The 22283-nt window shown below is 57.9% G+C and carries 18 protein-coding genes; 3 read left to right on the forward strand and 15 right to left on the reverse strand.

The window, feature by feature from the left end; translation table 11 throughout:
- Positions 1–12: 12 nt before the first annotated feature.
- A complete protein-coding gene (locus tag SH410x_RS12245; protein WP_473676774.1) occupies positions 13–3051 on the reverse strand; it encodes a DUF1553 domain-containing protein in 3039 nt (1012 codons plus the stop codon).
- Between the two features lie 401 nt (positions 3052–3452).
- Here SH410x_RS12245 and SH410x_RS12250 point away from each other — a divergent pair, with 401 nt between their 5' ends.
- Both SH410x_RS12250 and SH410x_RS12255 read left to right on the forward strand, forming a co-directional pair.
- Positions 3453–4220, forward strand: a complete 768-nt coding sequence (locus SH410x_RS12250; protein ID WP_473676775.1) for a DUF1353 domain-containing protein — start codon at positions 3453–3455, stop codon at positions 4218–4220.
- Between the two features lie 149 nt (positions 4221–4369).
- Complete coding sequence (locus SH410x_RS12255; protein WP_473676776.1) at positions 4370–5104, forward strand: SDR family oxidoreductase; 735 nt, start codon at positions 4370–4372, stop codon at positions 5102–5104.
- A gap of 214 nt (positions 5105–5318) precedes the next feature.
- Here the strand turns inward: SH410x_RS12255 and SH410x_RS12260 are convergent, their stop codons facing one another.
- The 3 genes from SH410x_RS12260 to SH410x_RS12270 form a co-directional block, all read right to left on the reverse strand.
- On the reverse strand, positions 5319–6602 hold the full coding sequence (locus tag SH410x_RS12260; protein WP_473676777.1) for a matrixin family metalloprotease: 1284 nt from the start codon (positions 6600–6602) through the stop codon (positions 5319–5321).
- A gap of 477 nt (positions 6603–7079) precedes the next feature.
- Entirely contained in the window at positions 7080–7409 is a 330-nt protein-coding gene (locus SH410x_RS12265) for a hypothetical protein (protein WP_473676778.1), read from the reverse strand.
- Between the two features lie 84 nt (positions 7410–7493).
- On the reverse strand, positions 7494–8564 hold the full coding sequence (locus tag SH410x_RS12270; protein ID WP_473676779.1) for an autotransporter outer membrane beta-barrel domain-containing protein: 1071 nt from the start codon (positions 8562–8564) through the stop codon (positions 7494–7496).
- A gap of 423 nt (positions 8565–8987) precedes the next feature.
- Here SH410x_RS12270 and SH410x_RS12275 point away from each other — a divergent pair, with 423 nt between their 5' ends.
- Positions 8988–9428 carry an arsenate-mycothiol transferase ArsC gene (locus SH410x_RS12275; RefSeq protein ID WP_473676780.1) on the forward strand — a complete coding sequence of 147 codons (441 nt, stop codon included), beginning with the start codon at positions 8988–8990 and terminating at the stop codon, positions 9426–9428.
- A 453-nt stretch (positions 9429–9881) separates the two neighbouring features.
- Here the strand turns inward: SH410x_RS12275 and SH410x_RS12280 are convergent, their stop codons facing one another.
- From SH410x_RS12280 to SH410x_RS12330, 11 genes are all read right to left on the reverse strand, one after another.
- Positions 9882–11186 (reverse strand): Gfo/Idh/MocA family protein, encoded by a 1305-nt coding sequence (locus SH410x_RS12280; RefSeq protein ID WP_473676781.1) that lies wholly within the window; start codon positions 11184–11186, stop codon positions 9882–9884.
- Positions 11187–11797: 611 nt separating this feature from the next.
- Complete coding sequence (locus SH410x_RS12285; RefSeq protein ID WP_473676782.1) at positions 11798–12274, reverse strand: hypothetical protein; 477 nt, start codon at positions 12272–12274, stop codon at positions 11798–11800.
- A 327-nt stretch (positions 12275–12601) separates the two neighbouring features.
- Positions 12602–13546, reverse strand: coding sequence for a DUF808 domain-containing protein (locus SH410x_RS12290; protein ID WP_473676783.1), 945 nt, complete (start codon positions 13544–13546; stop codon positions 12602–12604).
- A 462-nt stretch (positions 13547–14008) separates the two neighbouring features.
- Positions 14009–15289 carry a glycosyltransferase gene (locus tag SH410x_RS12295; protein ID WP_473676784.1) on the reverse strand — a complete coding sequence of 427 codons (1281 nt, stop codon included), beginning with the start codon at positions 15287–15289 and terminating at the stop codon, positions 14009–14011.
- 421 nt (positions 15290–15710) lie between these two features.
- Positions 15711–16970, reverse strand: a complete 1260-nt coding sequence (locus SH410x_RS12300; protein WP_473676785.1) for a BatD family protein — start codon at positions 16968–16970, stop codon at positions 15711–15713.
- Between the two features lie 263 nt (positions 16971–17233).
- Positions 17234–17818, reverse strand: coding sequence for a tetratricopeptide repeat protein (locus SH410x_RS12305; protein WP_473676786.1), 585 nt, complete (start codon positions 17816–17818; stop codon positions 17234–17236).
- A complete protein-coding gene (locus tag SH410x_RS12310; RefSeq protein ID WP_473676787.1) occupies positions 17815–18774 on the reverse strand; it encodes a vWA domain-containing protein in 960 nt (319 codons plus the stop codon). Before SH410x_RS12310 ends, SH410x_RS12305 begins: the two co-directional genes overlap by 4 nt.
- Complete coding sequence (locus SH410x_RS12315; protein ID WP_473676788.1) at positions 18771–19808, reverse strand: VWA domain-containing protein; 1038 nt, start codon at positions 19806–19808, stop codon at positions 18771–18773. Before SH410x_RS12315 ends, SH410x_RS12310 begins: the two co-directional genes overlap by 4 nt.
- A gap of 52 nt (positions 19809–19860) precedes the next feature.
- Positions 19861–20337 carry a DUF4381 domain-containing protein gene (locus SH410x_RS12320; protein ID WP_473676789.1) on the reverse strand — a complete coding sequence of 159 codons (477 nt, stop codon included), beginning with the start codon at positions 20335–20337 and terminating at the stop codon, positions 19861–19863.
- The gene (locus SH410x_RS12325; protein ID WP_473676790.1) at positions 20334–21290 is read right to left on the reverse strand and encodes a DUF58 domain-containing protein; all 957 of its coding nucleotides are present in this window, start codon (positions 21288–21290) and stop codon (positions 20334–20336) included. Before SH410x_RS12325 ends, SH410x_RS12320 begins: the two co-directional genes overlap by 4 nt.
- A gap of 21 nt (positions 21291–21311) precedes the next feature.
- Positions 21312–22271, reverse strand: coding sequence for an AAA family ATPase (locus tag SH410x_RS12330; RefSeq protein WP_473676791.1), 960 nt, complete (start codon positions 22269–22271; stop codon positions 21312–21314).
- Between the last annotated feature and the right edge of the window lie 12 nt (positions 22272–22283).

Below are 22283 nucleotides of genomic sequence, written 5' to 3' on the forward strand. Positions count from 1 at the left end.
GAAGGGCTTCGGCTAATCAATATTCACGAACTCGTTGGTGTTCAACAACACGCGGCAGAGATGGCTCAATCCTTGTTTGTCGACCAACCGGCGGGCGGCGGCGAGCTCATCGGGGTGTCCCGCGCGAGCGAATACGAGTTGGAAGGCAAGGTCGATCTGCTCGTCGACCATCGCGGCCTCGTCGGCCAATCGCTGAGCAAAGTACTGCGACTGCCGCAGCATGAAATCGTTGTTGAACAGCGCGAGTGACTGCAGGGCGGTGGTGGTGACGTTGCGGCTGGGCGTGAGGGTCGCCGGATCGGGACAATCCAAGGTCGATAAAAATGGTTGCGGCGTTGTGCGTACGATGAAACGATAGATGCTGCGGCGCCACACTTCGGGTGTGTCGGCGGTCGTGTAGGTGTAGATCGGGGCGTAGGCGTCTTGGTAGTCGAAGTCGCGGTATCCCGGTCCGTACATCTGCGGGTTCAGTTTATCGGCGACGACAAGGACCGAGTCCCGAATCGCTTCGGCTTCCAATCGGCGGGCATTCATCCGCCACAGCAAGTGGTTGTCGCTATCGACATGCATCGCCGCCGGATCGCTCGAGCGACTGGTCATGCGATACGTTTGCGAGCTGACGATCAAGCGATGGATGTGTTTCAGGCTCCAATCGGCACGGATCAATTCCGCAGCCAGCCAATCGAGCAGTTCGGGGTGGGAGGGACGCTCGCCACCGTAGCCAAAGTCGCTCGGCGTGCCGACGATGCCGCGTCCAAAGTGGTGGTGCCACAAGCGGTTGACGATGACGCGAGCGGTAAGCGGGTTGTGGGGATCGGTGATCCAATCGGCCAAGGCAATCCGCCGCTCGCTCTCGGGCATGTCGGCTGCGCCAAAGTTGACGGCCGCACCGCCGAGACGCAGCGTTCCCGGCGTGACCTCTGCACCGGGTGTTTCGGGATTGCCGCGGATCAGGATGTGGGTGGCCGGCGGGGGCGCCGCAACCACGCCAAAGAACACCTGCGGCGGCTCGAGGGCGTTTTGTTCCTGCTGAAGTTGTTGCTGGACCGTTTCCAGTTCCGCGATTGCATCACGCGTTTCCTGCGTTGCTGACCTGGGTTGGGCTTCGGACAGCCGGGGATCGCCAAATGAAATTTGATCGTGACCGTATCCATTGCCGCCATCGGTGGAGATGAGCGTCAAGAAATGGGTCGAGTCAGGGATTTCCAGTGCGATCGACACGGTATCCTGACGACCGAGCTTGCCCGTTGATTTCAGTTCCCCATCGAGCAAGACCCAGAATTCGGCACTCGGTTGGACCGTCCGGCCGCCGTATCCAACGATGGTAGAAAACCGTAGCGGGGCGACCACCGCATGCGTGTTTCGAATGGCCTCGAGGTCAAACGTGATCCCAGCGTTGGCGTGCAGGCCCAGCAGGGAATGTCCGGCCGTGGCATAGTCGACATCGCCCCACTGGGTTGAAAACTGGCTGGTGACCGGACCGTTGCGAATCGAATCCCAGGCGTTCTCGCCGTGCTGAGGCAGGCCTGTCGCGGTCAGTCCTGTGGAGCTGATTTGGGTTTGTGAGGCCGCGGGAATAAAGACGCCGTCCACCAACGCCAGATCACAAGCGGCAAAGTAGCCTGGTTGAACGTTGTCGAGATTGGTGAGCGGCGAGACTTGAATCTGGCCGCTGCGGGCATCGATCCCGGCCCCCTTTTTCCCCGCTCCATACCCATCGCCACCACCGACGATATCAGCCAAATCGATGGCTTGAGCGTTCAGTCTGGCAAGGCTGGCGGCAACGTCATCGAGTTGTTGTTGGACGCGGGCGCGGTTGTGCTCGTAGTCCTGGCGGGCGGTCACGCTGACATCGCGATCATCGCGTCGCAAGCCGGCAAATACGGCGGTCAGTTCGAAGTATTCAGACTGAGTGATCGGATCCAGTTTATGATCGTGGCAACGAGCGCAATTGATGGTCATGCCAACGGTGGCCGCCAGCACCTGGGTCACCATATCGTCCAGGTCGAGTGAACGTGCGGCACGCCGCAGCATCGAACTCTTGGTTTCGACGTGTCCGACGTAGTCCCATGGTCCGGCGGCTAGAAAACCGGTCGCCGTGACGGCATCGGGATCGTCGGGGGCGAGCACATCGCCAGCAATCTGTTCGCGTAAAAACTGGTCGTAGGGTTTGTCTTCGTTCAAACTGCGAATGACGTAATCACGATAGGGCCAGGCCTGGTCACGTCGCCGGTCGCGTTCAAATCCGTGGGTGTCGGCATAGTGAGCGATATCGAGCCAGTGCCGTGCCCAGCGTTCGCCAAATTGGGGACGAGCTAACAAACGGTCAATCAGTCGTTGGGCGGCTGCATCGGGCACGTGAGGCTGTGCGGCGGTCGCGGATTGTTGGCAGTCTTGTTGAAAGTCGGCAACCTGCTGCGGAGAGGGTGGCAGTCCCAGTAAATCAAAACTCAGCCGGCGAATGAATGGGGCCGGGGCCGTCGCGGCCGCCGGCGAGAGGTGGTGCTGCTCGAGTTTGTCAAAGATGAACCGGTCGATCGGATTGACTTGCCACGGCGGCGGGGCATGCGAGGCAACGGGGATGTCGACGTTGCCAACGGGCTGCAGGGACCAGAAACCGGCATCTGCCTTGGCGGCCTCCTTCAAAACGAAATTTTTCGGCCAGGGTGCGTCGGCCGAAATCCACTGCCGCAGCGCCGCGGACTCCTGTGCCGTTAACGGATCGCCTTCTTCGGGCATTTCCGGAACCTGCCCGTTGTGCGGCAGGGCCCGCCCATAGATCGGACTTTCATCGGCATCTCCGGGAACCAAGCCGGGGCCACTGTCACCGCCGACCAGCATCCCATCACGCGTGGTGATGTCCAATCCGCCTTGGAGGTTGTCCGGGCGATGGCAGCGGACACATTTTTCCACCAGGGCCGGTGCCAGTAACCGGGGGAACAACGTCAGCGTTTCGTCTGGGGGGCTGTCTGGTTCGGTGGCATCGATCGCCGGCGCGTCCCACAGCAAAGTCAGGACGATGAAACAGTAGAGAAAGGTGGGGCGACGCACTCGATGTTCCTCGGGGTCGAATTGAGGGGGCACCACACTATAGCAGGAAACGATGCCGCTACCGTCGGACCGGACTGCTAGCGGCGTGTTGGTTTCATGAGCCGAGTCGCGAGAGCGGCCGGGGGGCTCGCGTTAACCGCTTTCGTATGGCATTCGGCTCACCATTGCCGGTCGAACTCCGACGCCATCAACCGTCGCACGATTGGGATGTTAGCGCCGCCAGTGAGAATGCTTTTCTCCCGGTTGGATTGCTCAGCTCGTTTTGCCCACTGATTCTGCTGGATCTCCAAATTTCTCGCGTTTTCGATGGCCCCTTTTATCGCCCGATTTCGCATCTTCTGGAGGAACATACGGTTCCGTAAGATTTTCAACAATCAATTACGAGGAAAAGGATGCCACGTATGAAACTGCCCTCTGTCTGTGTCGCAGTCATGCTTTTCGCGGGATGCAATCAAAGTATGACTCCTGCGGTGACTGATCTTGGGAAATTCGAGGGCGAAGTGGTTGCCCAATGGGGCACCGATGGTCGCGAAATGACCTTGATTCAGCCGATTAGCTTCATCGACTCCACCAGCAAACGCTGGGACGCACCAACAGGGTCGGTGATCGACGGAGCGTCCATTCCGTCGGCGTTTTGGTCATTGATCGGCGGCCCCTTTGAGGGGAAATATCGCAACGCTTCGGTGGTCCACGATGTCTACTGCGACGAGATGACGGAACCGTGGGCGGACGTCCACGAAATGTTCTACCAGGCTTGCCGCAGCGGTGGCGTCGAAGATACCCAAGCCAAGATGATGTATTACGCCGTCTATCACTTCGGCCCCCGGTGGGAAATGGTTTCTGAAACGGAAGCTCCAGCGATTGCCAATCAGGAAGGCATCACCGTCAAGCGTGACCGCAAAGGACGGGCGATGGCGCGGTACCGCCCCACGCCGCCGACCGCTGAGGAAATCGAACAAGTGATGGATTTTGTGACAGAGGAAAATCCCACGACCGGCGAGATGCGGCAGCTAGATCGAGATCAGTTGCATCGACGCCCCCGACGCGGCGGTCGCTCTGGTCCGAGCCAGCCGTCTAACGACCGCAATCGTAGTCAACCGTCCAGTCAAACCTCCGAAATCCAACCGGCAGGTGTTACCCGCACCCATCGCCCCGATGCATCGCAGTAACAGCCAACGGAGAGAATTCACCGCTACGCGAATTCGTGGTTGACACCGTTGACGGGTGCAGGAAGACAGTCGTTCAGCCTACCATGACGCAATCATTCGACGGGACACAACTAAGATCACCGCGATAGGCAATCACATTCGAGATGGCTATGAGTGAGAAAAAAACTGCAATCGTTACCGGTGGTTCGGGTGGAATCGGTAGCGAAATTTGTCGACAGCTCGCCGCAGACGGGTTCAATGTCGTCATTCACTTCGGCTCCCGCGAAGACGCCGCCATCGCTGTGTGCGCGGAGATTGAAAGTGCGGGCGGGGAAGCCACGATCGCACCGGCGAACATCAGCGACGAAACGGAAGTCGCCAGCCTCTTTTCCACGGTTGGTACACGCTACGGTGGCGTCGATGTCGTGGTCGCCAATGCAGGTACATTCCATGGCGGGGTGATTGCCGATTTTGCGTTGTCGGATTTTGATGCGCTCATGTCCGTTAATCTTCGAGGTGCGTTCCTCACCTTGCGCGAGGCCGCACGAACGGTTCGAGACAACGGGCGAATCATCTTTACCTCATCACAACTGGCGGAACGACCACGCAGGGGCACGGGCGTCTACTCAGCCACCAAAGCCGCGATCGATGCAATGCTGGTCTCGATGTCCGGGGAACTCGGTGAGCGTGGAATCACGATCAACAGTGTCCGTCCCGGAGCAACATCACCGGGGATGTTCGACGCCAGCGATGAGGAGCGTGCCAACGAATTCAGGAAACTGTCCGCCTTCAATCGACTGGGGACTCCAGGAGACATTGCCTCGGTGGTTTCATTTCTCGCCAGCGACGGGGCCAAGTGGATCACTGGTCAGCATCTTCGCGCTGACGGCGGCATGTCCAACTAATAACGTCGCATCCGCCACGCATGCTTTCTCGAGCAATTTTCGATTACAGCCGTTCGATGAGCTGTTTTCGACTGCCGAAGTGTGTCATGCCGGGGCCGGCTGTGGTGCCACACGCCAGCATCCGTTTGTGCAATGCCAGCGGCCAACGCAGCGGTGGGCCGCCGAGAATGAGCTGAACACCGCGAATGAAGCAAACCTCATCAAGGCAGAGTCACTACCGGCGGCTGCGGCTGAACTCTAAGTTTCCGCCTCGTCCGATCGACGTGAATACGGCGTCTGACGCTCGATGATGGTGTTGCCGGCCGCCCCGCCCCGTCATTTCGGTCCGGTGTTCGGTCCGGTGTCCGGTCCGGTGTTCGGTCAGAAAGGCATCGAACTCGTCGAACGAAATGGTCGCATCGGCGTCGGCCGCAGAAAGCTGGTTCCAGAATCGATCGCTGACTTCGCTCTCGACCAGCAAACCATCACTGTCCGCGTCCATCTCGTCGAACGCTTCGTGGCGCGCGGTCGTGGAAGCTGCGTCGAGTTCCGCCAGCGTGACCAAACCGTCCGCATCCGTATCGACCTCCATCTCAGTCAACATGGCCCACAATCGCACTGACACTTCGTCTTCGGACAGGGCGGCATCCTCGTCGGTATCAAACCTCGTGATAAAGATCTCCGCGTCTCGGTGCAACAAGCCGACGTTCAAGATGCCCGCAGGGTGTTGACCGTCGTCTTGACAGTCTTCCTCGTCTGATTCATTGACTTCATCAACCGGTGTTTCAGGATCATCCACGCCATCGACGGGATCAACGGATTCGTCAACAACGTCGGTTGGGGCCACATCAACGGGTGCTTCATCAGTGGGGATCTCATTGGCCGGTGCTACATCAACGGGTGTCTCGATGGTCGCGGCAGGATCGGCGGGCGCGTACAGGCCTTGGATCGCTGCTACGTCGACCGCCTCTAGACTGCTGAACGATTGACTGGCCGAAACAGACGGAGTTAGCACGCTGCTGAGCACGCCGGTGTGATCGAGTCCGAGCGAGTGCCCGATTTCGTGAACCGCCACGTAGACGAGATCGAACGCCCGATTGCCCGCCGAATTCCCGACTTCCCAGGCATCCGAGATATCGAACTGAATGTCGCCTGCGATGCGAGCTGAATTCACATCATCAGGAAAGTAGGCTCGAGCGAGCGTTCCACCGACGCCGTCAATGTTAGTAAATGCGATGTCGATCGAATCCCGCAGCCCGGCCTGATTGGTTGGCGTGAAGGTAATGTCCGCGGCACTGGACCAAGCCGCCAACGCCGTTTCGATCGCCGCTGTGGTTTCGGCCAAGGAAAGCGAGTCCGGCGAATTGGCAACGTAATAGGATAACTCCGCACCCCCCAAACCCGGGCCATCCCACCCTAAACTAGCCGCCAGCACCCGGCGAGCCTCCAGTGGTTCGGCCGACAATCGGCGAGGTTTGATCGAACGTTCTCGGTTGTGAATGCTGCGGAACAGTGACATCGGCGTGCTTCCTGCGAATAGGTGACGACTGTGAATTGGTTAGAACCAACGGGGCCTGAACTGACAGGGTGTTTCTGCCCACTCGATGTCACACAAAATCTCAAAAAACTTGCTCGCCACAGAAAAACTTGTGGCAATCTTGTGTCCATGTCTGTCAACAGAATCGGTGGGGATAGCGTCCAGGCAGTACAGCGACGCACGTTGTCGACACCCCGCCCTGCGTGCGTTCGCCAAGCCCGTTACCTGCGGGTGCCTTCGCTCGTACGGGGGTGGAACGCCCTGGGAAGTTCTGAATTCCGTTAGGAAATGCGTGCTGTTGGTATCAACGGCCGTTCAGCTGCGGGGGCAGCTTGCCCCTATCGGCGTGTTGATGTCATGAGCCGATTCGCGTCAGCCTCCAGGTGACTGGCGTCACCCGATGCCTGACGGCATTCGGCTCACGATTGCCGCTCGAACTTCGACCGAATCAGCCGGCTGCTAACCGCCCGCTTGGTTCTGCATCATTTGACGCAGCGCTGTGAGCGCTCTCTGCAACTCGGCTTGGTTCAATTCGCTATTGGCGTCAGCGTCGAAGTTGGCGATCATCATCTGGGCAAGCTGTTCGATCGTCGGCATGGTTTGGATGCCCTTCTCAATCTGCGCCGCTTGATTGCCGAATTGGTTTCCAACGTTTTCTAGGTTGTTGAGGTTCGTTTGATTCATACCCGGTGGTGGGCCGCCACGCCCACCCCGAGGCGGTTGTGCGAAAGCGGTTGCAACGAAACAGAACGCTACGACAATCGTTAGGGAAAAAAGGCGATTCTTCATCAGGACACCGTTCTTGTGAAAATGGGGCGAGTGGGCAGAGGAGCTGACGAGTTCCGCTACGGTCGATATTTCGTTGCGTCGAACTTAGGTTTGAACAGTCCTCTCTTGGCCGTCCTCACGTTGTTCTCTCGGCGATGATGGTTCCGTTCGATCAGCGACCGCAATGCCTTCTCCGGCGAAGGCATTTAGTCCGGTTTGCTCCAGCGTGTCACCGTCTAGGGAACGAGCGGAAAATAAGTGGCCGAACGCTCCGCGGTCGGAGTGGTCGACCGCGGAGTGTTCCACCACAATTTCAGACAGTGAATTTTCACTCGGATGGTGATTCTGACGATCAGCCTCCTCCTCGTCGGAAGTACGCAGGTCGGATCGTTCTGATAGTTCGCCTTCGATGGTTCCGTCAACCGTTAGCGTGTTGTCGCCATCGCCCAGTGATGCTGATACGTTTCCGACCACGATGGCCTCGGCGAGGATGCTCACGGTATCGTCATCGACCCCGGCTTGTAGGTTCAAATCCCTCGCGATTTCAGCGGCGATACCTACCGAATTCTGTCCGTCACCGAGACCGACCCGAACGCCGCCGGACACGACAGATTCCTCACCAAACGCTACGGTGTCGTCGCCATCTCCATTGATGATCGCGACGTTATTGCCAATATCACCGTCGACGGCGATTGTGTTGTCGCCATCACCGAGTGAGAGTTCGAGATTCTCTTGGATGGTGGCGTCGGCAGCGACGTAAACGCTGTCGTTGCCACCTGCGGCGTCAACGACAAGGCTTCCGCTGATGATGCCACCGTCGAGGCTGATTGAATTATCGCCGCCACCCAACGCCGCAAAAATGGAATCCACGGCAACCGTATTGGCCGACAAGTCAATGGAGACAATATCGTTGGCATCCGCGCCGCTGGTATCCAAGTTGATAACGATATCATCATCAACGCCCTCGACGACCTGCACGAAGTCGCCGCCGCCCTCCCCTGCCCCCGATTCGGTGACTTGCAACGTACCATCGCCGAGGTCGACGATCGCGATCTCGCCTGCAGCGTCACCTTCGACGAACAATGATCCGTCGACGACAGAGATCGCTGCGGCGAGAACTCGGCGGTTTTCTAGTTGTTCGATGCCGCGTAGGCGGCGTGTCGTGCGGCGTCTCATGGATCGGCTCCAGTTGAGTGAATGGTTGATGGCGAGTGAGCCTCGTCTCTCACTTTACAAGGGCGATTGGACGTGCAATTTGTCACGTTCCGAGTACGGGAATTCGTTGTTTCCGCATCTTTTGATCGGGCGTCGGTTTGCGAGAACTCCCTTGCGTCATTTCAAACGGAGGGACTCGTGGGGTGGCCCATCATCCCATTCAGCCACGAGAGTCGCGACAAACCCGCCGGCCGAATCGTCCGCCAGTCATGCGGTGGCTTGCTTGATCACCTCAGCAAGTGTTTCCGGTGCCGGGGCGTGTATAGCGGTAGTCACCCATTGACTGACACAACGGACGGGGGACAAACTCTTCGTTGGCAAGTCGCTGTTGCGAGCAAAACCATCGCACAACGGTTAACAAGTTAACGAGCAATAAAACGAATCATGAAGAAACTCTTGTTCCTTTGCACCGGCAACTATTACCGTTCTAGGTTTGCGGAGATGTACTTTCGCCATCTCGCAATCCAACACGGTTTAGACTGGAGTGTCGACTCCCGGGGGCTTCGGATCTCACCTGGAAACGTTGGCCCACTGTCGCATTTCACTCAGCAAGAGTGTGATCTGTTGGGTATCGCTACCGGGCCGATGCGAGACCCACAGCCAGTGAGTGAAGCGGACCTTGCGACCGCCGACTTGACGATCGCCGTGAAAGAAACGGAACATCGCTCGCTGATGAATCTGAATTTCCCAAACTGGGAACATCAGATCGAATACTGGGAAATCCATGATCTGGATTTCGCTACCGCGGACGAGGCTTTGCCAGTACTCAGGCAGCATGTCGACGCACTCGTCCAACGCCTGCTAACAACGCCCTCTTCATCCTGAATTGTGGTCGAACGCTCCGCGGTCGATCATTCCGACCGCGGAGCGTTCGGCCACATACTTTCCACTCGATCCTTAGCACCAAGGCAAACGCGAAATCGAGGCGTCGAGCGGTCCGAAATCATTTGCGGACTCGGTCTATCTGATGAACTGGTCAAAGGAACAGGGCGTTGGTTGAGTTGAACTTCGACCGGCAATCGTGAACCGAATGCCGTGAGGCATCGGGTGAACGCGAGTCACGCAACTCGGCTCACAAAAAACAACATGCCGGTAACGCTCCAGTGCGGCCACCCAGTTGGGGTGATTGAGTCCGTCCGGGGACGAATTTTGCAAGATCAGCGGATACCCGAGTCTTGCGCCGAAAAACCTTCCCACTGTACTCCGACGCACCCGTCCGTCGGAGGGACCAAAATAAATCAACAGCCGACACCCACTCCCTCGTCACGGCTCCCCTGCCTAAGCACCAGCCCATTTTCTCGCAGGGCGAGAGCGAAGCCCATTCGCCTCATCATCATCCAGGAAGGACTGCGTGGCGGGATCGAATGTCAGCTTGCGATTTAGGATCCATGACATCGCAGCGGCATGACATGCAACATGTGAATTTCGCATCACCTCTGCGTTGGCGACAGGCAGGTTTCGCGTCTTGACGCAGTCAAAGAAATTCCGCGAATGGGCTGATACATCGAGCCCCACCACTTTCGCGGCAGCGGCTTGCAACTCACGTTTGAGCGTCGGAGAGGAAACATCCGTACCTCCGCTGTCGCCGGTCTCGATCGATCCTTCATCGCCAACAAACTTGACTGGACAAGTACCCAGTCTGGTGTTCCAGTTCGGGGCGCGATCACCAAACGGCGTAGCCAAAAAGTCGAGGACTAACTTGACTCCGTTTTCGTACATGCAAGTAATCCCCTTTTCAGACGGCTCGTACGTGACGGGTGCCGTCTGATCGGCATGATTGGCCCATTGGCATAGGTCGACCGTATGCGCCCCCCAATCGAGCAGTCGTGCGCCCGAATCGAAATCGTAATAGCCACGCCACCCGCCCGATACGTACTTGCTGTTGTACGGACGCCACGGAGCGGGCCCAAGCCACAAGTTCCAATCGACTACCTCACGCGGTGGCGTCGCTTCGCCGGGAAGCCATGCGTTGCCAAGCGTGGGCATGTAGACCGACGCATACATGGTGTGCAGTTTTCCAATCTTGCCTTGATGCACCAAGCGAACGGCTTGTTCAAAATTTGGAACACTTCGCCGCTGTGTCCCTGCCTGAAAGACGCGTTCGGTCTGTTGCATGGTGTCGGCGAGTTGCTGACACAGTTCAATCGTCAATCCGCAGGGCTTTTCGCTGTAGACATCTTTGCCTGCTTGAGCAGCCATCATGGAAGCGGTCGCATGCCAGCGATCACCTGTTGCAATCAAAACCGCATCAATGTCCTTTCGGTCAAGCAGTTCGCGGAAATCTCGATAGACGGCGCAGTCGGAGTTCGCATAGTGGTTGTCAACCAACTGCTTACCCGCCACACGTCGACTCGCTTGCACATCCGCGATGGCCACCGCTTGCACGTCTTTGAATTTGAGCATCGCTGAAAGGTCATAGGTGCAACGCGGACCAACGCCAATCACACCCAATGTCACTTTGTTGCTCGGGGCGACGGCGCCTGCACGGCCGAGCACATGCGAAGGCAGAATCATCGGCACGACTCCGGCAGCGACCGAAGTTGACAGGAACTGACGTCGAGTAGGGTGGAATGGCTGTTTCATCGGAATGCCTAGACTTCGAGTGTGCATGGCTGTGTGAGTGGTGGGTCGGTGGTCAGAGCATTGTACATCAAACGACGACAGCCTTCATGACATGACCCTCGACAGCCATCCGGTTGAATACAGATCCCTCCGTGCGAACTCGAGTTCTGAGAGTTGAAACTCCAACCGATCGTCGAAGCAGTCGTGTTCGTTGAACGCATGTTGACGGTTGCGGAAACCTGTCGCCTATAGAACCCAAATGCGGTTCAGGACTGGATCGAGGCGAAGGAAGTTGACTTTGCCGGCGAGTCAGCTTCTTTGCCGCTTCCTGAGGATGACGACTCAATCGCAAAAGGGCACGAACCTTCAATCCGACCGGTGAACGGCTACTGTCGGACGCAGTACCGGGAACACGACATCGCTCTGTGGCGTTCTTTCACATATGCATTGAAGTGACGCTTCCATGAGAACTTCATGCATAGGAGCTTTACGGACTCGCACATGCGCATAAGTTCTGAGATAGAACCCCGAGATTACCCGATGGGCGCTGGCCCCGGTTACCGCGTGAAACGCGGAGCGTTTCGAGAACCGGGGCTAGCGCCCATCGGCTAATTCAAAACGGAAACTTCTGCTCAGGTGCTTAAAGCGTTTGCTATCCAAACACTACAAGCATAGGTGACAAAGAATCCGAACCCCGTCGTCGCATAAGGGAACGCAATGAAAGCCAACAATAGCGGAGGGCCCGCGATCAACGCAGGCCAGCCATTCTCATTTCGCATCATTTGCGAATCGAAAAAACGCTTCATTCCGCGATAGAGCATGAATCTTGACGCCGTCACGATACACAATCCGAACGCGAGTCCAGTCACCAAGAACACGGGCGTTAACCATCGGGCATCTGAAACAAACGCTGCGTAGGAAGCAATGATCGGGTACATCGGAACCGATACGAACATCGTACCGTCAGCGTGGTTTACTGCCATCTTGCTACTCCCGCGTGCGAGTTTCTCAGCGTCATGGTTTTGAGCAACGAACCCATTGGCAATGGTATGCAATTCTCGATCGAAGTCTACTATTCGTGGTTCTTCTCGGAATTGAGTGGCTGTCATTCAGGATACGGGATTTTCGAAGGCATGGGCTCCTACGTCCAGTGAGCAAAAAGGAACGCTCGGCAAACGCAAGGTCGCCGAGGGGTGACCGCACCACTGGCTCGCTGTCGACTGGATAATCCCTTCCCAAGCCAGCGTTCCCGCAGAGTTTGAGTCCGTCATTTCCGGCACGTGGATTGTATGCGATTCCAGGATGAATCGCAGAATTGCTGGACGCAGCAGTACGTGCCTTCGGAAATCCACCACGTTGGATCGGTCTGGGCAATCGGTAGCGTGCCACTAAATTCCGTGAAGAACCCTGTTCATTGCCTGTCCCGAACCTCCTGTTCAAGCAACCAATTTTCGATAGCCGGATTTTGCGAATTCAACCACGATCAATACGATCGTACCGGCAATCATCCCGACGATCGCGTTGGAGAGCAAGCCTGAACCCCAGGCCAGTGGGCCGCCGATGGTATCGATCTCGGCGAGGCGTGTGCCGAGATGTTCGATCTGGTGATGTAAGAACGGGATCCCGTGAGTTAAGATGCCGCCGCCGACGAGGAACATTGCCGCGGTTCCGGCGATCGATAAAAAACGCATGAGGTAGGGAGCGGCGGCAATGATACCGTGACCGATCGATTGACGAAGGCTCGTGAGGGAGCGATCTTCGGGCGTCTCGATCAACCACATGCCTGCATCGTCGAGCTTCACGATGCCGGCGACCAAGCCATACACACCAACGGTCATCAATAGACTGATTGCGATCAGGACGGTTAGCTGAGTTGAAAAGGTCGCGGCGCTGACGGATCCAAGGGTGATCACAACAATTTCAGCCGAGAGGATAAAGTCCGTTCCAATCGCACCACGAACCTTCGATTTCTCCATCGCGACGAGATCGATGTTTTCGTCAGCGACATGTACTTCGTGCTCATGTTGATGTTCCTCGGCATCGCGAGGATGGAACCACTTGTGGGCGATCTTTTCACATCCTTCGAAGCACAGATAGGTTCCACCACAGATCATCAGCGGGCCAATCGTCCAAGGGACGAAATGACTCAGCATCAGGGCTGCTGGAACCAAGATCGCTTTGTTGAGCAGTGACCCCTTCGCGACTGCCCAGACCACCGGCAGTTCACGGTTGGCTTTCACACCGGTGACTTGCTGAGCGTTGAGTGCGAGGTCATCGCCGAGAATCCCAGCAGTCTTCTTGGCAGCGATCTTGGTCATCACCGAAACATCGTCCAGGACCGTTGCGATGTCGTCGAGCAATAAAAGGAGGCCGCTGGCCATGAGTCGTCCGGTTTTAGATGGAGAAGAAAGGAGTGATGCTGGGTTCGGCGGGTCGTGCATTCCGTTTGGCACGCCAGCAGGTGACATCGAGAGGGTCGTCATCCTGTCCGAAAGCAATTGTGAATCGGCCATCGTAAACGTAGCGTTCACCGACCGGATGATAGCGGGTAGGGCGTCGCATTGTATGCATCCCACTGAATGACCGCAAGAAATCAGTCATGCATGGATCTTTCCCAGGCTGGGCCGGGTCGTACCAGCGATTCGGTACCAGTTGACACCGGTCGAACGAGAGCAAAGACGCGTCCCCATTTCGAGCGAGAATTGCAGACGCATGACTCAACATCATTCGGATCGGCGAAACCCTATTGAAGTATATGGAATATACCCCGACGGCTAAATGCTCACGGCTCACGGCTCACGGCTCACGGCTCACGGCTCACGGCGATATTGGCGTCATTGGCGTCATTGGCGATCCATCCATTGAGTGATGAACGCGACTGCATTCGCCGTGCCCCGTTCCTCGCGAAGACGCCTGCCCAGCTCAGCGGCTTTGTCTCGCATCGTCGAGTCATTGACAGCGATATCGATGGCGGAACAGAGACGTTCAACGGTCAGATCCTTCTGTGGAATGGGAGTTGGTCCGACTCCTAGGCGTTCGACGTGTCGTCCCCAGAAGGGTTGGTCTCCGAAGAACGGGCAGATAACACTCGGTTTGCCCGCCAGCAGCCCGGCAGATGTCGTGCCGCATCCGCCGTGATGGACCACTGCAGCAACCCGCGAAAAGAGCCAGTCATGGGGAGCAGAGTCGATGAATAGGATCGAGTCAGGTTGTGTCTCATCGACCGGCTCCAAGCCACCCCAGCCGCGGGCGATGATCGCCCGCACTCCGGTGCGCCGAACCGCATCCAGAATCAGTTGTGTTATCCGGTCGGGATCATGGCCAAAGATGCTGCCGAATCCAAAGTATACCGGTGGTTCGCCGCGGGAAAGGAACTCGCTCAAGGTAGACGGAGGTTCCCAGTCCTCAACTCTATCGAGAAACCAGAATCCAGTCACCGTCGCGTTCTTGCGCCAATCGTCCGGTCGCGGGATGATGTGTCGGCTGAATCCATGCAAGGCCGGGATGGGACGCCCATCGGGCAACTGCATCCTGAGTCCGGGGCTGGAGGGACCCAGTCCATTCATCACACGCCACTTTCGAACTCTCTTGGCCGTCACTAATAACACTCCTCGAATGACTTGATAAGTCAGTCGACGATACCAAGGTCCCAATGGCAGAGATGGAAATCCCATTGCCGGAAATGCACGTGTTCCCACGAACATCGGGAGATAGAACGCCAACATGCAGGGCACCCCTAGTTTTTCGGCAAAGTCCGGAGCTCCGATAGCCTTTGGATGGTAGAGAATGAGGTCTGGGGCTGTCGCTTTACATGCCATCCAGACATCTGCGATCTGTCGTTCTTGGAGATCGCCAAACTTTGGAAGCATCCGGACGACGGTGGTAAGCGTTTTCCATAGACTTCCCCCGGTCTCCATGAGAATCTTTCCCTCGGGAGTGTGCATGAACTCAATGATGTCGTCATTGACGTAGGCATACCCGAGCCCATTGTTCCTAACAAACGATTCGAAATGCGCACAGGTGCAAATGGTGATCTCATGACCGGATTCGGCTAACGATCGCCCTAATGCGACATAGGGTTGAACATCACCTCGTGTGCCAATCGTTGTGATCAAAATCTTCATGATGTTACTTCTGGCGGACCGTGCCGTTTTGGGAAAGAGTTTCGGTCTAAGTTTCTGTGCAGAAGCTTTCGTATGGAATGAGGGCTCATCCTGGCCCGCTAAATCGTTAGGGTTGACGCTATTGTCCTGCCTTGCATTTCTATTCCAAGGGAAGCAAAAACGTCCCAGCCTCGCCTTTCCCCCACGAAGCGTTGGGAGAGGGAAGACGGGACAATTGGGTCTGGTCGTCAGGAGGCGGAGATGCAGAAGAAAACTTGCGCAATGCAAGAGCACTGCAACCCCAAGGATTTAGCGGTCCAGGCTAGCGCCCAATCGGCTAGTCTCGGGATTCTATCGCAGAACTTAAACGCAGGTGCTTTTCTGCCATTCCGACCATGGAGCGTTCGGCCACAATATCAGACAGTAACTTTCCGCTCGTTCCTTAGTATCGAGCGGCACGATCATGAATTTCGGCGGAGGAAGGATTCAGGGCGGGAAGGGCGGAGCGTCGACGTGCGAGTTCGCTGGGCGCTCGTGGGCGTTGGACTTCGGAGAATGCCGCCCAGAGCTTCCTGCCATCCCACTCATTCGTGTTGGGTTGGGACGAAAAGAGATCCCGCGAGAGCGCCTGACATTGCTCGCGAAGTGGACGCTGCTGGTCCAGGCTGCAGAGTGTCTCGCCGCGACTCCCATCGTCGCCACGTCGGCACGCGGCAAGCCAGGCCATGAGGGCGGTGTACGCAGCAGGTGCATCGTTGGCAGTGCAGGCCGCTCGCAGTCTTCTCGCGGCAACCGCCTCGGGACGGTTATGGTGCGTTCGCCAGGCTGCAAGCAACAGGGCAATGGGCGTGCGAACGGACCAGGCAATAACGGCAGAGACGAGTAGCCCGATGGCCGCGGAGATCCAGAGGCCCAGCCGTCCGGTCTGTTCCTGGTCGACTCGTTGCATGGCGACCTTGGCTTCAGCCACGTCGATCTCGAGACTGCTCAGGGATTCGCTTTGTAGCATTTCCTGTTCGGGATCCCACCATGTGAAAGTAAGTTCCGGCAGCGTGAAATGCCCGGAACTCTGGAACTGATACTTGATGATGTCAACGCGCAGGGCGTTGGCGTCACCGCGTTGCACGGTGTCCTGGACAACAGGTGCTTCCGAGTAGACTTGCACACCCTCGGGCGCGGTGTCGGGCACCGGGGGCATCAGCATCGCCGTGGTACCCTCGACGTTTCGCGTGATGGTGCGGAGGATGACGTCACCGGCTTCGATCGGATTTTCAGGCAGCGGGTTCCATGACTGCTCAATCTTCATTTCGGTGGCGCTGATCACAACGCCCATCGTGTCGGTGCCCGGTGGGCGTTTCGATTTGAATTGCAGTTGGGATGTCATGCCATCCATCGGTACGGCATCCGAAGTGAATGTCTTCTTGCCGGCGAATCGAACTCGGAACGCGGGGATGACGATTTCGCCGCTGCGCTGTGTGTAGAGCGTGAACTCATGCCGCTGGGTGAGGTACGATTCGCCGTCGATTTCTTGACTCCCAACCAGGGGGGTTCCCGCCTTCACGACAATGGTTTGTGGCAGTTCAGGTATGTCGAAGGCTGCGGTACCACTGAAGGGCCCGGGCGAAAAGAGGGTGATCACGATCGGCACCGCTTGCCCGGTCCAGGCGGTCTCTTTGCCAACTTCGGCTTGGACAGCGTCCAATGCAAACGCCGCAGCACTCGATAGGAAGAAGATGACAAACAGTATCGGGCGAAGAGAAGAGTGGAGGGCCTGCAATCGGGGCCTGGATCGTAAATGCGATTGTCGGCAGGATTGCCTGTCATTTTTGACGTCATTTTCGACGAATTGGCTTTCGGATCGGTTGCGGTTTTTCCCCAACCCGGTTGCCAAAAGTTTTGTCCGTTGCGTGTGTCGGTTGAAATCATGCAGGTGACTTCGGACGTTTTTGATTTTCACTGTCCGGCTCATTGCTGATCATCTGTGGAAAGCTGATACCTGAACTTCGCCTTCAGGAAATCAGCAGGCTTCGTTTGCACGCGGCGGAGCCACAGTGCTTGCATCTGCGAATCGGATAGAGGTTGGTCCCCCTCGACTTCGGTCTCCTGCCCGCCTGACTTTTTCAGTTTGTCGAATACGATTTCGTCTGCGCCAAGTTTCTGGTCCCCCATGTCACCGCCGGTCTTGTCCATCCGTTTCGCACGGGCGGTGGCAATGTCCCGGTTCACGCGGGCATCCTCCATTTCAGGATTGAGTTCCAACGCGCGATCGAATCGTTCGATGGCCGGTTCGTATTTGCCTTGCATGACTAGGCAGTTGCCGCGATTGAACTCTGCCTCGGGCGTCGCGCTGCGTGCGAATGCCTGCGCGGCTTTTTCGAACTCGCCCGCGCGAAACCAGGCGACGCCCTGCCAATTGGGATCCCGAAAGGCGTCAGCGGCAGCTTGGAACTCGCCCCGACCCATCAGCCGTTGTCCCTGCTGGTCCGGCGTGAACCACAGACCCCACCAAGTGAAGGCGCCGATGAAAATCGTCAGTGCGATGGGTTTCATGTGGTTGGCTCGGGGGTTGTGCTGCAGACCCGTCGGAATGAGAGCAACGAAAACAGGGCGAGCAAGGGTACCAGCCACCAGCCCGCTTCTGACCACCGGGTGCCGTCTCCACCGACGTCAACGGCTAGGGGTGCTTTCGCCGTACTTCGGACGAGTGAACGGACGTCTTGGGAATCCGGAGTCAACAACGTGACATGAGAATGAAGCTCGGCGGCGGCTTGTTCGATCGCATCGAACTCCGGTGTATCGTCGCGAGCGATGGCCAGAAAGTAGACCGGCAAACTGCTTGCTGATCGAAACCGATCGAAACTCATTTTGTTTTGGTCAAGGACGGTGTCTGTCATCACGACGATGGAACCGCCCGTGTCGCCGAGGGCACGCGCTGCCGTCCGCAGAGCGTCGGCGAGATCATCGCCCGGTTTCGGCATGATGGCCGGACTGATTTCCGCAGCCATCGTCGCCACCACCGAGGTGTCACGTGTGGGGGGTAACACTAAGTGCGACGATCCGGCATACGTCACCAGTCCTAGCGGTTGCCCTTTGCGTAGGGCGGCAAAGTCCGCAACCTTCAGCCTCGCCCGCTCCATGCGGCTGGGGCTCAGATCGGACAAGTCCATCGTGTCGCCTGCTCGGAGTACGATCATCACGGGGACAGGATCGTCCGCGAACGGTGATGGTTCCGCCCGCCACGTCGGTCCGGACAAGGCCACGATCGACAGCAGCCAGGCAACGAGAAGCCCCCAGCGATACCAAGTCGCGGTCGATACGCGGTGGTGTTGTGAGGAGTTGACGGTTCCACCCACCGTCATTGCGTTGAGCAGTTCGTGATCCATCAGCTCGCGCCAGCCACGTAGCGGGTCTTGCGATTGACGCACCCGCCACCAGATGCCAATGGCGACTGGCAGCAGCAACAGCCATGCGGGACGGATGAAATGGAAGTCACCTAGGAAGTTCATTGCTCGAACGACTCCAGTTCAAAGGTGCGCGGATTGACCCGCAGCCTCACGGTCGACATGCCGGCACGCGAAGGGGCACGCCCGGACCACAGCTTCCACGCGTGGGCTGCGAGCGAAACGAGCAAGCTGGCTGCCAGGGGCCAGAAGTACAAATCACGTCGCGGGCGATAGCTCACCGTTTTCACATCCCGCGTTTCGATTTTGTCGAGACGATCATAGATCCCAGCCAGCTCGTCGCGATTCATCGCTAGAAAAGAGCCGCCTCCGGTTGTCTTGGACACCGATCGCAGCGATTCTTGATCAAGCTTTTCCTCGCCCACGGTTGCCGGATCTCCGACCGCGACGGTGTGAATGGTGATGTCGCGGTCTTTGGCCACGCGGGCGGCTTCGGTAGGCGGCGCACCGCTGCCGGTATCGTTGCCATCGGTTAGGGCGATCATCGTTTTGGTGGGGGCGTCGCTGTTTTCGAACAGACTGATGCCCAGCCCCATGGCGTCGCCCAGTGCGGTACGAGGACCCGCCATGCCGACCTGCGTTTCATCGAGCAGCTGCTGGCAGAGTTTCAGGTCAGTGGTAAAGGGCACCTGCAGGAACGGTGCATTGCCGAACACCACCAGGCCGACACGGTCACCTTCACGGCGAGCGAGGAAGTCGCCGAGGACTTCTTTGACGGCTGTGAGACGATTGACGGGCTGGCCCGCCTGGTTGGTGAAATCCTGCTTGTCCATTGAGGCGGACAGATCGACCAGCAGCAGCAAGTCACGCGTCGGAATCGAACGCTCGATCGGTGGCTCCAACCATTGCGGGCGGGCGAGTGCCGCCAGGATCCACAACCACACGACGCCTCGCAGCACGAGGGACATGCCAAGTTTCCGAGACGTCTCTTCGGATGCACCGGCACCCGCTGCCTGTAGACGTGACAGGAATGGCACACGGACCGCCGGTTGCATCCGCTGACGCGGTGGCATCAGCCACCGAACGATCAATGGCAGCGGCGCGAGCCAGAAAATCCAGGCGTGAGCGAAGGTTAGCATGGGGGCGTTTCTTGAACAGAAGATCGCGAAGAACACGTAGGAGTCATTGAGTTCATGGCTCGTCGCTCCCTTCGCGAACGTCTGTCTGGGAATGGTGATTCAGGATCCAGTGGTTGGCGAACGTGCCCACCTCGTCAACGTTGGCGGAATCGAGTTTCGCATAGACCCCCTTCGTCAGCGCTTCGGCAACTGTCGCGGGCACTGGCGCCCCGCCGGTCTCTTCAAGCCATTGGCACCATTGGGAACCGGAGAGCTGTGCGGTGTCGGTCCGGGGGTAGGCGACCAGCGCGGTACGTTTCAAGATTTCGGCGATCTCGGCAATGGTTGTCGATAACTGCAGCTCGCTGAGTGCAGAACGCCGGTAGGCGTTGTCATTCCATTTTCGGCGGAGCCGTAGAACGGCCGCGACGACCACAACGGCTAGCATGGCCAACACCATCCACCAACCTGCTGCCAGGGGCCACCACGGTACCGGCGGTGGCTCGGCAATGTCTCGCAGGTTGTCGAGGCTGGCGGGATCAGGTTTCATCGGGATCTCCCGAGAGCGGCCATCACCTGCTCAGGCAGAGGGTCATGTGTGCAGATCGGCAGAATTGGAATTCGAACCGCACGCAGCCGCTCACGAATCTGATCACAACGGGCTTGGAATTCCGCCTCGAACCGATTCGCGAACGGGGCACCCACCGGCACCGAAGCTCGTCCGTGGCCGTCCGTCGCCTCCATCTGCGGATGGCCTGTCATGCGTACGCCGAGCGGGTCGTAAACCAGCACGGCAAGAACGTCATTGTGTGCAGCCAGACGCGTGGTCAGCTCGCGCGTTGTATCGTCGTCGCCCTGGTAGTCCGTGATCAAGATTACCAAGCAGTCATGTTTCGCCACGTTGAGAGCCCGGCGCAGGGCTTCGTTGAAGTTGCCCGAGCCGTCGGATTGACGCGAGGCTGACAAACGTCCATTGAGCCGCACGAGCTCGTGACAGATTCGCAAGACATTGCTGCGGCTGCGCTGTGGCTTGATCTCGACAAACTCGTCGTCGTCGAACAGGATCGCGCCGATGCGATCGCCGCGGTCGACGGTTCGCCAGGCGGACATCGCAGCGATTTCTGCGGCTGCGGTTGCTTTGGTGGTCCGGGCGCTACCGAAGAACATCGTCATTCGCTGGTCAACGACCAGCAACACGGGACGATCACGCTCCTCCGAATAGACTCGCACATGAGCCGCGCGGAGCCGCGCGGTCGCCCGCCAGTCGATCGAGCGAACATCGTCGCCCTCACGGTATCGGCGTAGTTCCTCGAACGTCATGCCTCGACCACGCAACCGCGACGCATGCCGCCCGCTCAATAGGCTGTGGACCGGCTGACGCGGAAGTAGCGAGAAGTCGCGAGCCTCATACTGTAACTGAACAAGGTCTTCGAGCGTCGCGTGAATTCGCACAGAAGATTTTTGAGCAGCGGCTCGCGGAGGACGCGGAGAGAAAAATTTCATAGTTCTTTGCTCTCTTGGCAACTACGCAACCGCAACTCGTTCCAGAATCGCATCGACCACGTCCTCCCGAGACTTGCCAGCCGCCTCGGCCTCGTAGGACAAGTGCAGCCGGTGCGCCAAGCAGGCGGGCGCGATTGCTTGAACGTCTTCCGGGGATACGAAATCAACCCCGCGTAACCAGGCCCTGGCTCGCGCTGCGGCGTCCAACGCGATCGTTGCTCGCGGACTGGCACCGACCTGGATCCATTTGGCCAGTTCGTGTCCGTATCGCTGCGGCTCACGCGATGCAATCACCAAATCGACCATGTACTGCTCAGCCGCCTCGGCGACATGCACCGCGCCGACCTCTTTGCGAGCGGCAAAGATCGTCTCTTGCGAGATGGGTTCCACAGGTGGACGACTGCCACCGGTGTTTTCAGCACGTACCAGGCGGAGGATTGACAACTCGTTCTCGGCGGCGGGATACGGAACCTTCACGTAGATCAGGAACCGATCCATTTGTGCTTCGGGCAATGGGTAGGTGCCCTCTTGCTCGATCGGATTCTGCGTGGCCATGACGAGAAACAGTTCCGGCAGCTTGTGTGTTTTACCCGCGACCGTGACTTGCCGTTCCTCCATCGCTTCGAGCAAAGCCGCCTGCACTTTTGCCGGGGCCCGGTTGATCTCGTCCGCGAGAACCAAGTTGCCGAACAGTGGGCCCGGCTGGAACTCGAACGTGCCACTATGCTCGCGGTAAATATCCGATCCGGTCACGTCGGAGGGCAACAGGTCAGGCGTGAATTGGACACGGCTAAACTCGCTTTCGATCAGCTTTGACAAGGTCTTGATCGATCGCGTCTTGGCCGTGCCGGGCAATCCCTCCATCAGCACATTGCCGTTTGCGAGCAGGGCAATCACCAAGCGTTCGATCACGGTCTCTTGCCCGATGATCGCTTCGCCCATCTGTTGCTGGACTTGTAGAATCTGTTCGCGTGAGTTCATCACCTGTGCTCG

It is taken from the genome of Rhodopirellula sp. SH410 (assembly GCF_055811895.1).

What these genes read in the sequence shown, in the direction of transcription:
- SH410x_RS12250 (WP_473676775.1), top strand. Translation starts at nt 3,453, where the DNA reads ATGAAACTGCCCTCTGTCTGTGTCGCAGTCATGCTTTTCGCGGGATGC.
- SH410x_RS12255 (WP_473676776.1), top strand. Translation starts at nt 4,370, where the DNA reads ATGAGTGAGAAAAAAACTGCAATCGTTACCGGTGGTTCGGGTGGAATC.
- SH410x_RS12260 (WP_473676777.1), bottom strand. Translation starts at nt 6,602, where the DNA reads ATGTCACTGTTCCGCAGCATTCACAACCGAGAACGTTCGATCAAACCT.
- SH410x_RS12265 (WP_473676778.1), bottom strand. Translation starts at nt 7,409, where the DNA reads ATGAAGAATCGCCTTTTTTCCCTAACGATTGTCGTAGCGTTCTGTTTC.
- SH410x_RS12270 (WP_473676779.1), bottom strand. Translation starts at nt 8,564, where the DNA reads ATGAGACGCCGCACGACACGCCGCCTACGCGGCATCGAACAACTAGAA.
- SH410x_RS12275 (WP_473676780.1), top strand. Translation starts at nt 8,988, where the DNA reads ATGAAGAAACTCTTGTTCCTTTGCACCGGCAACTATTACCGTTCTAGG.
- SH410x_RS12280 (WP_473676781.1), bottom strand. Translation starts at nt 11,186, where the DNA reads ATGAAACAGCCATTCCACCCTACTCGACGTCAGTTCCTGTCAACTTCG.
- SH410x_RS12285 (WP_473676782.1), bottom strand. Translation starts at nt 12,274, where the DNA reads ATGACAGCCACTCAATTCCGAGAAGAACCACGAATAGTAGACTTCGAT.
- SH410x_RS12290 (WP_473676783.1), bottom strand. Translation starts at nt 13,546, where the DNA reads ATGGCCAGCGGCCTCCTTTTATTGCTCGACGACATCGCAACGGTCCTG.
- SH410x_RS12295 (WP_473676784.1), bottom strand. Translation starts at nt 15,289, where the DNA reads ATGAAGATTTTGATCACAACGATTGGCACACGAGGTGATGTTCAACCC.
- SH410x_RS12305 (WP_473676786.1), bottom strand. Translation starts at nt 17,818, where the DNA reads ATGAAACCCATCGCACTGACGATTTTCATCGGCGCCTTCACTTGGTGG.
- SH410x_RS12310 (WP_473676787.1), bottom strand. Translation starts at nt 18,774, where the DNA reads ATGAACTTCCTAGGTGACTTCCATTTCATCCGTCCCGCATGGCTGTTG.
- SH410x_RS12315 (WP_473676788.1), bottom strand. Translation starts at nt 19,808, where the DNA reads ATGCTAACCTTCGCTCACGCCTGGATTTTCTGGCTCGCGCCGCTGCCA.
- SH410x_RS12320 (WP_473676789.1), bottom strand. Translation starts at nt 20,337, where the DNA reads ATGAAACCTGATCCCGCCAGCCTCGACAACCTGCGAGACATTGCCGAG.
- SH410x_RS12325 (WP_473676790.1), bottom strand. Translation starts at nt 21,290, where the DNA reads ATGAAATTTTTCTCTCCGCGTCCTCCGCGAGCCGCTGCTCAAAAATCT.
- SH410x_RS12330 (WP_473676791.1), bottom strand. Translation starts at nt 22,271, where the DNA reads ATGAACTCACGCGAACAGATTCTACAAGTCCAGCAACAGATGGGCGAA.